Origin of the sequence: Pleurocapsa sp. CCALA 161 (assembly GCF_003003995.1) — a bacterium.
Taxonomy (GTDB): domain Bacteria; phylum Cyanobacteriota; class Cyanobacteriia; order Cyanobacteriales; family Xenococcaceae; genus Waterburya.
This window is the reverse complement of sequence record NZ_PVWF01000002.1, coordinates 1-13,573: the sequence shown is the minus strand read 5'-3', so window position 1 is coordinate 13,573 and position 13,573 is coordinate 1. Positions and strand designations below refer to the sequence as shown.

14 protein-coding genes and 1 pseudogene are annotated in these 13,573 nt (G+C 38.9%); 10 read left to right on the top strand and 5 right to left on the bottom strand.

Annotated elements, in window-relative coordinates:
• The first annotated feature begins 23 nt into the window (after nt 1-23).
• From cruG to C7B62_RS00685, 3 genes are all read left to right on the top strand, one after another.
• Nucleotides 24-1,193 carry a 2'-O-glycosyltransferase CruG gene (gene cruG, locus C7B62_RS00695; RefSeq protein WP_106232683.1) on the top strand — a complete coding sequence of 390 codons (1,170 nt, stop codon included), beginning with the start codon at nt 24-26 and terminating at the stop codon, nt 1,191-1,193.
• Between the two features lie 256 nt (nt 1,194-1,449).
• Nucleotides 1,450-2,811 (top strand): 16S rRNA (cytosine(967)-C(5))-methyltransferase, encoded by a 1,362-nt coding sequence (locus C7B62_RS00690; protein ID WP_106232682.1) that lies wholly within the window; start codon nt 1,450-1,452, stop codon nt 2,809-2,811.
• A gap of 1 nt (nt 2,812) precedes the next feature.
• On the top strand, nt 2,813-3,238 hold the full coding sequence (locus C7B62_RS00685) for a TerB family tellurite resistance protein (protein WP_106232681.1): 426 nt from the start codon (nt 2,813-2,815) through the stop codon (nt 3,236-3,238).
• Nucleotides 3,239-3,436: 198 nt separating this feature from the next.
• On the opposite strand, the gene C7B62_RS00680 is transcribed toward C7B62_RS00685, so the two are convergent.
• Nucleotides 3,437-4,249: a 2OG-Fe(II) oxygenase gene (locus tag C7B62_RS00680; protein WP_106232680.1), complete on the bottom strand. Its 813-nt coding sequence runs from the start codon at nt 4,247-4,249 to the stop codon at nt 3,437-3,439.
• A 257-nt stretch (nt 4,250-4,506) separates the two neighbouring features.
• Here C7B62_RS00680 and corA point away from each other — a divergent pair, with 257 nt between their 5' ends.
• Both corA and C7B62_RS00670 read left to right on the top strand, forming a co-directional pair.
• Nucleotides 4,507-5,586 (top strand): magnesium/cobalt transporter CorA, encoded by a 1,080-nt coding sequence (gene corA, locus C7B62_RS00675; protein WP_370303710.1) that lies wholly within the window; start codon nt 4,507-4,509, stop codon nt 5,584-5,586.
• Between the two features lie 62 nt (nt 5,587-5,648).
• Entirely contained in the window at nt 5,649-7,034 is a 1,386-nt protein-coding gene (locus C7B62_RS00670) for a CHASE3 domain-containing protein (RefSeq protein WP_199194009.1), read from the top strand.
• 60 nt (nt 7,035-7,094) lie between these two features.
• Here C7B62_RS00670 and C7B62_RS00665 read toward each other — a convergent pair whose 3' ends face one another.
• Entirely contained in the window at nt 7,095-7,517 is a 423-nt protein-coding gene (locus C7B62_RS00665; RefSeq protein ID WP_106232678.1) for a hypothetical protein, read from the bottom strand.
• A gap of 76 nt (nt 7,518-7,593) precedes the next feature.
• Here C7B62_RS00665 and C7B62_RS00660 point away from each other — a divergent pair, with 76 nt between their 5' ends.
• Together C7B62_RS00660 and C7B62_RS00655 are read left to right on the top strand one after the other, a co-directional pair.
• A complete protein-coding gene (locus C7B62_RS00660; RefSeq protein ID WP_106232677.1) occupies nt 7,594-7,950 on the top strand; it encodes a hypothetical protein in 357 nt (118 codons plus the stop codon).
• A gap of 194 nt (nt 7,951-8,144) precedes the next feature.
• Nucleotides 8,145-8,285, top strand: coding sequence for a chlorophyll a/b-binding protein (locus C7B62_RS00655; protein ID WP_106232676.1), 141 nt, complete (start codon nt 8,145-8,147; stop codon nt 8,283-8,285).
• 147 nt (nt 8,286-8,432) lie between these two features.
• Here C7B62_RS00655 and C7B62_RS00650 read toward each other — a convergent pair whose 3' ends face one another.
• Nucleotides 8,433-9,134: an ROK family protein gene (locus tag C7B62_RS00650; RefSeq protein WP_106232675.1), complete on the bottom strand. Its 702-nt coding sequence runs from the start codon at nt 9,132-9,134 to the stop codon at nt 8,433-8,435.
• Between the two features lie 157 nt (nt 9,135-9,291).
• On the opposite strand from C7B62_RS00650, the gene C7B62_RS00645 reads away from it, so the two are divergent.
• A complete protein-coding gene (locus tag C7B62_RS00645; protein WP_106232674.1) occupies nt 9,292-9,900 on the top strand; it encodes an alpha/beta hydrolase in 609 nt (202 codons plus the stop codon).
• 182 nt (nt 9,901-10,082) lie between these two features.
• On the opposite strand, the gene C7B62_RS00640 is transcribed toward C7B62_RS00645, so the two are convergent.
• Nucleotides 10,083-11,675, bottom strand: a complete 1,593-nt coding sequence (locus tag C7B62_RS00640) for an alpha/beta hydrolase (protein ID WP_106232673.1) — start codon at nt 11,673-11,675, stop codon at nt 10,083-10,085.
• Nucleotides 11,676-11,840: 165 nt separating this feature from the next.
• The gene (locus C7B62_RS00635) at nt 11,841-12,377 is read right to left on the bottom strand and encodes a phycobiliprotein lyase (protein ID WP_370303709.1); all 537 of its coding nucleotides are present in this window, start codon (nt 12,375-12,377) and stop codon (nt 11,841-11,843) included.
• 166 nt (nt 12,378-12,543) lie between these two features.
• Between C7B62_RS00635 and C7B62_RS00630 the strand changes: the two genes are divergently transcribed.
• The gene (locus tag C7B62_RS00630; protein ID WP_106232671.1) at nt 12,544-13,059 is read left to right on the top strand and encodes a hypothetical protein; all 516 of its coding nucleotides are present in this window, start codon (nt 12,544-12,546) and stop codon (nt 13,057-13,059) included.
• Nucleotides 13,060-13,209: 150 nt separating this feature from the next.
• A pseudogene (locus C7B62_RS26395) lies at nt 13,210-13,573 on the top strand (hypothetical protein); the annotation flags it as partial.

Below are 13,573 nucleotides of genomic sequence, written 5' to 3'. Positions count from 1 at the left end.
TTAATATTTAAATAGTTAAAAGATTGAACTTTGAGCTTTTTGATGGCTTTATTTTAGGGATTCTAATTTCCCAGATCGTAGCTACCGCCATTTTGTTATCTCGTTTACTCAAGGGTGCAAGAAGGAGATCGCCTTTGCTACCCCAGTCAGCAGAACCCGATTTAATCGGCAAAGTAAGTGTGGTGGTGCCTACTCTCAACGAAGCTAAGAGAATTATGCCCTGTTTGATAGGTTTGAGTCAGCAAAGCTATGAACTACGGGAAGCGATTATAGTCGACAGCAATTCTCAGGATGGCACCCAAGACATTGTGAAAACTGCCAGGCAAAGTGATCCTCGGTTACGTTTAATTACTGACGATCCTTTACCTCCTGGCTGGGTTGGTCGTCCTTGGGCTTTACATACAGGATATCTACATACTTCTCCTCATAGCCAGTGGTTTTTAGGGATTGATGCGGATACTGAACCCCAGCCTGGCTTGATTGCTAGTTTGATTAGAGTAGCGGCAGTAGAAGGTTATGACATGGTGTCCTTGGCGCCCCAGTTTATCCTGCAAAATCCTGGAGAATGGTGTCTACAACCTGCCTTACTCATGACTTTGCTATTTCGCTTCGACTCGGCAGGAGTAGATGCGGTTAATTCGAGTCGAGTAATGGCAAATGGGCAGTGTTTTTTATGTCGCCGCCAAGTGTTAGAACAGCTTAATGGTTATACTTCCGCTGCGGGTTCATTTTGCGATGATGTTACCTTGGCTCGCAATATTGCTGCTGCGGGCTATAAGGTGGGTTTTTTTGATGGATCAAAGGTAATCAAGGTCAGAATGTATGAGGGGGCGAAAGAAACCTGGAATGAATGGGGGCGATCGCTCGATCTCAAAGATGCAGCTAATCCTGCTCAAATCTGGGGGGATGTTTTATTTTTGCTCTGTGTTCAGGCTTTACCCTTACCTTGTTTATTGTTAAGTAGCTATTTGCTGTATTCAGGCAATAATTATCCCAGCATATTTATCTTATTTAGTTTAAACGCTTTTCTGTTTTTATTACGTTGCGGAATGTTAATTGCGATCGCTTCTTCCTATTCAGGCTCTTCTTTGTTTTTCTGGTTATCTCCTTTGGCAGATCAACTAGCAGTCTTGCGGATCTTGTTATCTTCTCTCAAAAAACCGACTAAGTGGCGGGGGAGAATTTATCAGTGAAGATTTTATGGGAATCAAGAGTCAAGTTATACTAAATTTGTTTCATATAGGTTGCTTAAAAAATTGAGTAGCAAGTAGCAAGTATTTAGTTATTCTGATTTCATAGCCAAATTTTTACGCAGAAATTAAACATTACCTTTGCAGAGCGGATTTGGTATTGGAGATACGAGCAGGGGATGCGATCGCCAAAACAAACATTAATCCTAACTTGGCGATGGTCACTGTAAGATCAATAGAGCAATCTTCTCTTTTGTGCATGGTATCTCTTCCCAATTCTCGATCCTTGGCTTTCCTCGCCCTACAAAATGTTTATCAACAAAAAGCCTATACGGATATAGCGCTCAACCGCGTTTTGAAGTCTGTGGATAAAACGGTTGAAATTAGTCAGACAGACCGTAATTTTGCCTGTGAATTAGTCTATGGTATTGTGCGCCGTCAGCGTACTTTAGATAGTTTAATTGATTTATTAGGCAAAAAAAAAGCAGCGCAGCAACCTCCAGATTTACGCATTATTTTGCACATAGGTTTATATCAGTTGCGCTATCTTGATCGCATTCCCGCTTCAGCAGCAGTTAATACCAGCGTAGAATTAGCAAAAGATCAGGGAATTTCTAAACTAGGAGGTGTTGTCAATGGGCTGTTACGCAGCTATATCCGTCAGGCACAATTAGGCGATCCTTTGCAGCTACCAACCACTCCCATTCTCAACCTAGGCATCAAGCACAGTTTTCCTAATTGGATGATCGAGACATGGTTAGAACAGCTACCCATTGAAGAGGTAGACCAACTACTAGCTTGGTTTAATCGATCGCCCAAACTAGATTTACGAGTTAATCTGCTTAAAGCTTCGCTGGAACAGGTAGAAAATGCTTTAAAAGATGAAGGTAGATCTGTTGAGCGCATCTCCAACTTACCTCAAGGATTACGACTCGACAATGCAGGGGCAATTACTGATCTACCTGGCTATAAACAGGGATGGTGGATGATTCAAGATGCTAGCGCTCAGTTAGTGACGCATTTGCTCGACCCACAGCCTGGGGAAACGATAATTGATGCCTGTGCTGCTCCAGGCGGTAAAACTGCTCATATAGCCGAATTAATGCAGGATAATGGTCGAATAATTGCTTGCGATCGCGCAACTAAACGCTTAAAAAAAGTTAGAGAAAATGCAGCTAGGTTGCAGTTAAACTCAATTCAAATCGAAGTGGGGGATAGTCGGGAATTTGAGCACTTTGAGAATATTGCTGATCGAGTCTTGCTAGATGCACCCTGTTCGGGTTTGGGTACGCTACACAAACGTCCCGATCTTCGCTGGCGACAAACATCTCAAGCTGTTAAGGAACTTTTTGAGCTCCAAAAGGGACTGATCCAAAAGACAGCACAATGGGTTAAACCAAAAGGTGTGTTAGTTTATGCTACCTGCACTCTTAATGTTTTAGAAAATGAAAAAGTAATACAATCGTTTTTGACAAATAATTCAAATTGGAGTGTAGATCCTCATCAGGCGATTAATGCGATCGCCCAGAATTGGATAACCTCTGAAGGCTGGATTAAAGTTTATCCTCACCGATCTGATATGGATGGATTTTTTATGGTGAGATTAGTACGAGATAGGTGAGATGGGTGAAACAAGAAAAATGAAGCAAATTCTCAAAATTATTATTGCTGCTGCTTGGATTGACGGGGTAATTCAACCAGAAGAAAGAGCTTACCTGCGCCGTGTAGCCCAGGATTTTCAATTGGCTAACGATCCAGAAATTAAACCTCTACTGTCAGAATTAAAACCAGTTCAAGCTGTTGAATGTTATCAATGGCTTGAAGAATATTTTGGTGAAAATCACTCGGTCGAAGAATATCATCAGCTTTTAGAAAAGATCAGTGCTTTAGTCTACAGCGATGGGTATGTGGACATAAGGGAAGCAAAACTAGTGGAAGCTATTCAAAGTTGCGATCCTGCCAATCCAGACTGCAAAAACTCAATCTGGGATCGGATCTTACGAAAAATTCAAAAACTGTATAAGGCAGCGATAGAGCAGCAGGTTTGAAATCTTCGGAAAGGGGGAATTACAGGTGAGCAAGCTTAGAGTAATGAGTAATGAGTTTTTTACCTACTACCTACTACCTACTACCTACTACCTACTACCTACTACCTACTACCTACTACCTACTACCTACTACCTAATTGTCTATCGCTAATTTTGTACGGCTATAGCTTCCCATCGCGTGAATCGCCTCTACAAAACTCAAACTCCTTTCATCAATCTTTTGAGTTTGTTTTTATTATCTGAGGCCCAGAGTAAAGGAGTACCAACTTTTGACCATAAAGGCATGGGGATAGGACTCCAATAGTAAATAGAAAGTAGTTTACGACTACGATCTGCTGGACAAGATAGGTGGGTAGGAACGCCATGAAAAGTTTTGGCGGTAGTAGGAAAAATAATCGTGCGGTTGAAGTAACAAGGATAACTAACTCGACTGTTCTCGTCAGTGGCATCTTGCAGCGCTAGTTCTCCTCCCCAGCTAGCATCCCAATCTCGGTTGAGATAAATCAAGACGTTGATACGACGCATCAGAGGCATACTGAAGTGCCTGGTATAGTCGGCGTGCATTGCTAGCCAACCATCTCGATGCATTTCGTGTAATCCTGCACCGTGGAAGGTGGGATCTCCCACTAGGTTGTTTATGCCTACAATAGATTCAATTGTCTTGACTACATCTACTGAATTAAGCCACAGAGAAAACATTTGCGTAAAGGTTGATAGTCCGTCAATACCTCGTGAAGTACTTTTTAATTCATTGCGTGTGTCCCAGAGTAACCAATCTCTACTGTCAGGTTTAGGAAAATCTGCTAGCAAACGATCAAGTAATTCAGGCTGAAACAGATCATCAATTACCACATGGGGATAAGGCTTTGCTGTTGCATAAGATTGGCGCAATGAATCAGATTGATTGCGTAGAGTATCTAGAGCTTGAGTAAAGGCTGTTAAATCCAAAAGATTATTGCTTACAGCTAAATCAGATGAGTCTACAGTTGAAGTAGTGGTAATATTTTCCATAAATTAAAAAATAATTAGAGTTTTGTAGAATACGAATTAATAAATTAAAAAATGCAAACTAACCAAGTGTAACATTTCATATGGCTAAATGATAAGTATGCAAATTAATCATTTATAACAGCAGAAATTAAATTGAGTATAGTTTGCCTAAAAAAGAGTAGCTCGAGAGAGAATTGATTAATGTACAACTGATGACTACTTAATTTATGATTGCCAAGACTGATTCTTCTCCTCAAAGTAGTGACTCCCAGCGCTCAATGCCCTTGAATTACGCTTACAATCAACCAGGCAGTATGCCAGGTACTATAGCGATCTCTGCTCAAGCAAAACCATCAGAAATTACTTTAATTGACTACAACCAGGAACGTCATCACTATGCCAGGAATCTGACTCCAGAAGAATGTCTCAATTATCTCACCACTGAGTCAATATCTTGGGTAGATGTAGGAGGATTAGGCGATCGCTTGATTTTAGAGAAGCTAGGAGAAGTGTTCAATCTACATCCTGTCTTGCTCGAGAACATTGTCAATGTTCCTCAACGTCCTAAGCTAGAAGATTATCAAAACCAGTTAGTGGTCATTACTCAGATGGTTAATTTAGATGCCAAAGGAGTTTGGTTAGAGCAAGTTAGTTTTATTTTGGGTCAAAATTATCTATTAACCGTCCAGGAAGAACCCCATCAAGACTGTTTTACTCCAGTGCGCGATCGCCTAGCCAAAAATCAAGGCATTATTCGCCAGCAGCAAGCCGACTATCTCACCTATGCTCTTTGGGATGCGGTGATTGATAGTTATTTTCCAGTTTTAGAAGTATATGGTGAAAAAATTGAGGAATTAGAGGAATTGGTTTTAACCCAGCCTACCCACGCCACTTTGGGCAAGATTCATCAAATTAAGCGTGAGCTTTTATCTTTGCGCCGTGCTGTTTGGCCACAAAGAGATATCTTAAATCTTTTGATTAGGGATGGTCATCCTTTAATTAGCGATCATGTCTTACGCTATTTCAAAGACTGCTATGACCACACCGTCCAAATCATTGATACTCTGGAAATTTATCGTGAACTAGCATCGGGGTTAATGGATGTTTATCTTTCGGCGGTGAGCAATAAAATGAATCAAGTGATGAAGCTGCTGGCGGTAATTTCCACCGTTTTTATTCCTTTAACCTTTGTAGCAGGGATTTATGGCATGAACTTTAATACTCAGGTTTCTCCTTGGAATATGCCAGAACTTAACTTCTATTGGGGATATCCTCTCTGTATTGGGATTATGCTGGCGATCGCCTTAAGTCTAATCATCTATTTTTGGCGTTTGGGCTGGCTTAAAAATGATATATAAATTGAATAATTAGGGATAGCTATAATTAGCTTGATATCGATTCCTAGAGAGGGCTAAATCAATTGTGGTCTAACTTACCAGTAATTTACCGTGGGGCGATGATTCTGGCTGTTCCGATAATTTCTTTTATACCAGCGATCGCCACCTGGATTTGGTCCTATGAGGCTAAAAGCGAAGCGCAGCAGTGGGTTAGCCATACTGAAAAGGTCCTTCGCGAAACAACTTTGCTAATGAAAAATATAGTGGATGCAGAAACGGGAATTCGTGGCTATGCTATCACCAGAAAATCGGAATTTTTAGAGCCATATCTGGAAGCACAGACAGAAATACCCGTTCTTCTAAGCGCAATCAAAGAACTCACTGCCGATAATCCCTCACAGCAACTACATCTCAAGCAAACTGAAGAGCAAATTAAAACCAGGCTCAGTTTGTTGGTGCAGATTTTAAATCAGCTACAAACCCAACCAGATTCAAATGTCATCAGATCTTCGCAGTTAACTCAACTTTTGACTAAGGGTAGGATAGAAATGGATCGCATACGCCAGTCCATTGAAACTTTTAGCGACGAAGAATGGCGGTTGTTTAATCTTCGTCAACAGAAGTTGGCTCAGATTGAGACAATTAGGAATGTTGCATTGGGCATCAGCATCTTTAGTATTATCCTCGGCTATGGATTGGCAATTAAACTCTATCTACAATCTGAAGAAAAGTTAGAATTCAAAGCCAAAAAACTAGAGAAAATTAACCAGAATTTAAATCTTGTCAATCAACTTTTAGAAGAGCGTAATCAAGAACTAGACCAGTTTACTTATATAGTTTCTCACGACCTTAAAGCGCCTTTACGAGGAATTACTAATTTATCTGAATGGATTGAAGAAGATCTAGAAGGCAAGTTAGATCCAGATACTAGCCAGAATATGAGTCTGCTACGTAACCGCGTGCAACGGATGAATAACTTTATTGACGGGCTTTTAGCATATTCTCGCGCTGATAAATCTCAAGAAGCAAAAACTACTGTTGACGTACAAAAATTATTAGATGAAATCATTGATTCTTTAGCACCACCGCCTAATTTTAAAATCGATATTTCTAGTAAGATGCCAGTTCTACAGACAGAAGCGCTACCCCTACAGCAAGTATTTAGCAATCTAATTAGTAATGGCATCAAACATCACCACCGCGATGATGGCATTATTCAGATTTCTGCTATTGAACAAGGAAAATACTATCAGTTTGCAGTGTCAGACGATGGTTTAGGTATTGCCCCAGAAGACCAAGCAAAAATATTTACTATCTTTAAAACTTTATCTGTCAAAGATACTAAAGAAAACACTGGGATTGGCTTATCAATCGTCAAGAAAATTGTCGAACATCAGGGAGGGAAAGTCTGGCTAGAGTCAAAGTTAAATCAAGGCACTACTTTCTATTTTACCTGGAGCAGTGGCTGAGATCTAAAAATCCAGTTAAATTTTAAATTATTGATTATTTTATTTCGATTGCTTGAGAAATTACTCAAAGCGCCAAACTCTTGCACGATGTTGACGACGAGACATAATTTTACTGACAGCATTAACATCAGGATCATCACCTGAGATTAAAACTAAATATTTTCCACGTTGAAATAGTTGCCAGAAAAATTCATGAGCAGCTTGGCTAAAATTAAATTTAGCCTCAAAATAATTATTGGCAATTAATTGAGAACACCACCAACAATGTTTGGTATTGCGGGTCATTAAAGTAATCCAATCGTCAGAAAAGCCTGCATGATGCAGTTCATCTAAGGCTACTTTTAAATCTCGATGATGAGAAAAGACAACGACGGCGCGAGTCTCGTTGCAACTATTTTCAGCTAAACTGCAATTTTTATTAGTGCTTTCTTCTGGTTTTGCTGAAGCGGCAAATAAAGTTTGGGGTTTGAATAGTGTAAGCATCAGCCTATTAATGAAAAGTTGAATATACATAAGCTAACAATTAAATGTGTCAAGACAATGACGAACTTATGACATTTTGAATCAAGATTTATATTTGAGCAAGATAAACTATCAGTTAGCTGTGGGAAGAATAGAATTATCTATTTTTAAGCTTATTTTATTAATAATGATTAACGTTTTTATTTTTGTTTTCGTAGCAGTTTTACTGTTTCTAACATACGTGTTATGTCAACAAATTAAACAACAACCAAGATTTCAGCCAAGAACTAAATTAGATAAAAGTCTAGATCAACAACTTTTAACTATGTTAGGTGGCGATCGCCAAGCAGCCTTAAGACTATTGAGATCTGCGTGTAAAAATAATCCTGGCAGAAGCTATCTCTGGTATCACGAAAAAGTCATTAGGGATTTATCAAGAGATAGAAGATATTAAATATTAACAAGGTTTTGCAATATTTTGATAAATTGGCGTACTGAAGGAAAGAGAAGCTTATCGCCCTATCTCAGTATATTTAACTAAATTATCCAGTTTTTTTAACTTTTATGATTGTTTTGTATGTCAAATTACATTAACAAAAATTCAAATAAGTTAATATATAAATACACAATCAATAATGGTAAAAACTAATGAAATCAGAAAATAAATTTGGCTTTACTAAATTTGCAGAAGACTGGAATGGTCGTTTGGCGATGATCGGTTTCGTTGCGGCTATGGTAGTGGAATACTTCACTGGTAAAGGCATCCTGGGTCAGCTAGGTATCATGTAAAGCTGTCTTATCTTGACTGTCTTAAGTCATGAATTGCACTTATAAATTCTCTAAATTCTGAACATAGTGAGAGTTTGATCTGACAGATAATTGTCGCTCAAGCTCTCTACTTATTTAAACTTAAGATGCGGTTTAATTGATAATCACTCAGTTTGTCCACAATTTTATGCCTCCTAATAACCCCGTAACGTTAGGAATAATTTTGGCGCTGGCAGGTAAATCTAGCTTGATTTGTTTGGTTTCTCCACCACCAATATAGAGTGTGTCGTAGTTAAATAAATGATCTAAACAAGCGATCGCTTTTTCTAAGCGCAGATTCCATTTTCTAGCTCCATGTTTGTCTAAAGCTGCTCTACCCAACTGTTCTTCATAGGTTTCTCGCTTACGAAATGGATGATGTCCCATTTCTAAGTTAGGGACTAATTTTCCCTGCACAAATAAAGCTGAACCAAATCCTGTCCCTAAAGTAATAACTAACTCGACTCCATTTCCTGAAATTGCTCCAAGTCCCTGAATATCCGCATCATTGGCTACTTTGACTGGTCTAGATAACAATTGACTGAGGCTAGTGGCTAGGTCATATTGCAGCCAATCATCATGGAGGTTAACTGCGGTTTTGATGACTCCATTTTGCACCACCCCAGGAAAACCCACGGAAATACGGTCATATTCCTGTTCTTTTGCCAGAGTTAAAATTACGTCAATTACTTTTTCTGGTGTGGCAGGGTTAGGTGTTTTGAGGCGTTGGCGATCGCTTAGGGGATTACCCTCAGTATCTAGTACCATGACCTTAATCCCGCTACCACCAATATCTACAGCTAAAGTACGCAATTGTTCAGACTCATTCATATTATCTTGCTTGAGATAGATTTTTGCCGACTATCAAAGTTTTTAGGAGTTTAAGAGAATTTGATTCCTTACTTTTTTTCTGAGTATAAGGGAACTTAGTAACTTAATGTAGCGACTAAATACTACTAATAAAGATAAATTTAGTTAATTATTTTTGATGAACATGATCAAGACTACCAGATCGGGGTTTATTTTCCGCTGTTTAATTATTGTAGGCATCGGATTATCGGGATTGGGGATGGAATCTCAAAGCGCTTTGGGTGCGGAAAAGGTCAAACTAACTTATGGTTTTTTAAGAGGAAAAGTTTCCGTAGATTCATTAGAAAAGTTTGCTGCTACGGGTGAAATTACCCCTGAGTTTCGAGTATATTCTACTTTTGCCGATCGCCAAACCCTAACTCAATTAAGATCTTGGCTCAACAGCCGTTTTGAATGCGATCGCCTGGATGTGAATAAATTTGCTAGTACTTCAGAAGGTCAGCAGTTTCTACAAGAGTTAGGTACAGTCATTAAAGCTCATCCTCAACAGAATGGATCTGTAGCAATTCGTTCAACTTTGATGGCAACAGCGGATGTACCAAGTCAATCTGATGGCTGGACAATATTGGAGGCAATGTACAATTTTCCTGCCGATGATATACATGTCAATGTCAAGAGTTTATTCCAGCTACAGAAATCTTGGTCAAATAATCCGCAGAATAATCGAGCTGCTGCCAATATATTTAATATTCGTGCAGAAAATACTTCTGCCTTGAATGCTCAGTAATACTAAATCCGTTTATATAGGTTACTTAAAAAATTGAGTAACAAGTAGCCCTAAAGGATTCCCTTCGGTCTCAAGTAACGAGTCCTAAAGGATAAGCTTCGCAAATATTAGTTATTCTGATTTCATCATCAAATTTTTACGCAGAAATCAAACATTACCTTTGTCGAGCGGATTTAGTATAATTACTGCTTAAATTTTTCTAACTCAGTCTGATCTAAGCTACGAATAATTGAAAGTTCAAAGGCATTATTATTTAATTGCGTATTGTTATGTAAATATGTTTGATATTTAGTCTGTTGGGCTAGGTAGACCTCAAAAAAAGCAGTGCTTAGAGTCTTTAAAGCAGGATAAGCATAAATAGGACGAGGCCCTACTACATCATCAGGGACAGGCAAAATTCCTAAACCTTCTTGTAAAAAGCTAAAGTGAGTTGCTGGCTTAATCAAAACCAAATATTTTTCCTTTTCTTTCAGCCAGGAAAAAGGTTCAATTTGCTCGGTAAAGGGGGGCATAATTCGATCATTGCTACCTCCAATAATCATGGTTGGGATGTCAATCTCACTCATCCCCGCCGATCCAAAAATTTTCGCCATAGGGTTGATGGCAATTACGGCTTTGACGCGAGGATCTCGTAGCTGTACCTGAGATTGATGGAGTTGATTAAAGGTACATTTAGCTAAAGATGATAAATCAAGCAAAATATCTGAATAGCTTTGGGTCTGACACTCTTTAGCGCTTACTTCTGGGATTAATTTCCCTCCCGATAATGCCAACGCACTATAGCCACCAAAAGACTGACCGACAATTCCGACTCGCTTTAAGTCAAGATATGGTTCTGATTTCAAGCGATCTAGAACGGAACTAATATCCAAAGGCTGATCGATCAAATTGTTAGCTTCGGGGAATGATTCTGTACCTGAAAGAAAACGATCAAACTTAGCCAAACTCATGTCATCGTGTTCAATTACGGCAACTGCGAAACCGTGAGAGGCTAGATGTTTTGCCAAATAAGCGAAGGTTTGTCTGCTCGAAGCCATACCGTGAGAAATGGCAATTACAGGAACAGAGCGCTTAATTTTTGGCTGGTAAAGATCGAACAAACCTGTTTGGTGACGATGAGGATTTTTGTAAGAGAGAGTCCGTTTCTGCCAAGAATATTGCCCAGGGATTTTCAGATCTGATTCTCGCTCAATGCGATCGCCTAATGCCTGATTTTGAGGTTGATGACCGACAAACCAGGTGCGCTCAATTACTTTTCGGTTTTTGGCAAGTTGTGTTGACTGTTCGAAATATTGATTGATTATTTCTAGATCTAAATGAACTGTTTTTAAAGGATAGTGGTGTAACAGATTGATTATACTCAATCCCTGATCATCAAAAGCGGCTGCAATCATCGCTCCTCTAAGAGCGTAAAAACCATTGCGATTGGTTGAGCTTCTTATCCCCTTGCCCAAGTTTTTGAGTGTAACCTCTCCAACGGTAGAATTACTAAATTTCGCGATCGCTAATGGCTTTAATTTTAGAGGAGTGGATAATAACTGCGGTAGTTTAGCTACCTGTTGCGGTGGTAGACGGTGAAGGTAATAATCTAATTCAGCGGTGCTTGACCCAGTAGCTATAAAAGCTTCGAGATCTTTTACTTTAATTTGAAACTGACCAAAAGGAGCTATATTGAAAGTGATTCTTTCTGCTGGCATCGCTGCTGTCGGAAATAGAGCAGCGACTATCCCGATAGCTACCATCAGCTTTTGTTTGATACTTTGCCTCAAAATCACCGAATTTGATGGTTATTACCCTATATTTCTTTACAGTTTAATAGAAATACAGGGCTAAGGCACTGATGATTCAGAATCGATAGTTATGGCAATTTATCTTTGAGCTAATCGCGATCGCAAATCTAAGATCCTCGTTAAGATTTTGATTTTCATAGTTAACTTAAACTAGATTCGCTTTTCTAAATATTGACCGATGGTAATTTCTTCTCCTGCACGAGAAATAACTGTTTGTCTGGTGCGATACTTGTTGCCAATTAATTTTATCTCTTCTTCAAAAACGTTGGCATTATATTCAGTCCGTAAATTCATAGTTTCGGCATTAGGAAAAGCACAAATTGCAATTACTGGTTTAGGTGTAGCAAATCCGCGATCGCGATAGAGAATATTGCCTTTAATCCCAAAAACAGTTGAACCAACTACGGGTTTACGGTTTTGGTTTGTGTAGTTGCTTTCCCAAGTGACTTTTGTACCACAAACTAAGGCTGCTAAATCTTCTAATTGATGAGCTTGTGCTAGTTCAATTAATTCTGCTGCACCTTGAGACAAAAATGAGATCTTGAGTACACTTTCAACTTCTTGAGGTTCGACATCTTTGTTGAGGGTGTAATATCTTCTTTGAGAATTCCAGCTACCTGCTGACTTCTGAAAAAAGTCAATCGCTAAGGACTGTAGAGTAAGATTTGTGGTTTCCGCAGACATAATTGGGGTTTAACCTCTTTGACTGAACTAATAAAAAGACACATCTGTCAAGCTAGACAAGTTTGTGCTTAATATATATTAATATATATCGAGCTGATGTCACGAATGTTCCGTCTTTAGCTATATTTTGATTAGCTCAAAAAGTGAATTTATTTTTATAGTCCTTAGTGTGGTCAATTATCAAAACTTTTCTGTTAAATTAATTGCTATTTTGGCGATCGCTTTAATCAATTTGCTCGAAGTTATTCCTGCTGCTGCTACAACTGAGAATTTTCAACTCAACAGTTCTCAAGGATATCGAATAGAAACCAGCTTTAATTATGATGAGACTAAAAACATAGATGCGATCGCCAAGCGTACCCTTTGGGTAATCGCGAAGCGTGGACAAAGTCCAATCACCGAACACGGAAAAGAAGCAAGTCTAGTAGATTCAATTAGGGTTAGCTTTTACAATCCTGAGGGGAAATTGATAGCTAGTTATGACAATATTATCGATGGCATCATTCAAAATAGTTATTTTGAATTTAATTATGATTTAAACAATAAGCAGTTAATCGGGAAGGTAGATTTAGGTGGTGAATCGGCGGGAGAAATCTACCTTAAAGGCGATGCTGACCAAGAACTGTCGTTGGTGTTGATTGAACCCTCAGGAGAAGAAAGGGTTATTGATCAGGTCAAAATGTAGAAACCTAATTTATTACATTTTAAAGAGCAAGCTATTAATATATCTTTAACGGGACTGACGGGACTCGAACCCGCGAAAGAACTCTTCTTGTCGACGTAACGTCGTCTCAAACACTTACTCACTAACCATTACAGCCAAAGTGAGCAAAAAGTGAGCAAAGATTATAATCACGAGATCGGTTACGAAACTTTACGAAAAGACTTTGAAGTCTACAAAAAACAAGCACCTAGAGGAGTAACCCTGGCTAAGGGAGGTAATAGCATCTACCTCCAGTTCAAGACCCCTAACAAGTCTAGGAGCAAATATCAGTGCAATTGTACGTTTAGCCTTGATGGAATGATTGACGCTGTTAGAAAGGCTAGCAGGGTAAAAGAAAAGCTAGAAACTCTAACATCTGAGGTTGAATTCTGGCAGTGGTACGACAAGGAGATTAAGCAACGTGAGTTCGACGAAAAAATTAGAAACAAAGAAAGGCTGAGATGTAAACTCAGAATAAGCAAAAATACTGAGTATC

Bases quoted from the DNA above. Each gene is read 5' to 3' on its own strand.
- C7B62_RS00655 (WP_106232676.1), top strand. From the start codon at position 8,145: ATGAAATCAGAAAATAAATTTGGCTTTACTAAATTTGCAGAAGACTGG.
- C7B62_RS00645 (WP_106232674.1), top strand. From the start codon at position 9,292: ATGAACATGATCAAGACTACCAGATCGGGGTTTATTTTCCGCTGTTTA.
- C7B62_RS00685 (WP_106232681.1), top strand. From the start codon at position 2,813: ATGGGTGAAACAAGAAAAATGAAGCAAATTCTCAAAATTATTATTGCT.
- C7B62_RS00680 (WP_106232680.1), bottom strand. From the start codon at position 4,249: ATGGAAAATATTACCACTACTTCAACTGTAGACTCATCTGATTTAGCT.
- C7B62_RS00690 (WP_106232682.1), top strand. From the start codon at position 1,450: ATGGTATCTCTTCCCAATTCTCGATCCTTGGCTTTCCTCGCCCTACAA.
- corA (WP_370303710.1), top strand. From the start codon at position 4,507: ATGCCCTTGAATTACGCTTACAATCAACCAGGCAGTATGCCAGGTACT.
- C7B62_RS00650 (WP_106232675.1), bottom strand. From the start codon at position 9,134: ATGAATGAGTCTGAACAATTGCGTACTTTAGCTGTAGATATTGGTGGT.
- C7B62_RS00665 (WP_106232678.1), bottom strand. From the start codon at position 7,517: ATGCTTACACTATTCAAACCCCAAACTTTATTTGCCGCTTCAGCAAAA.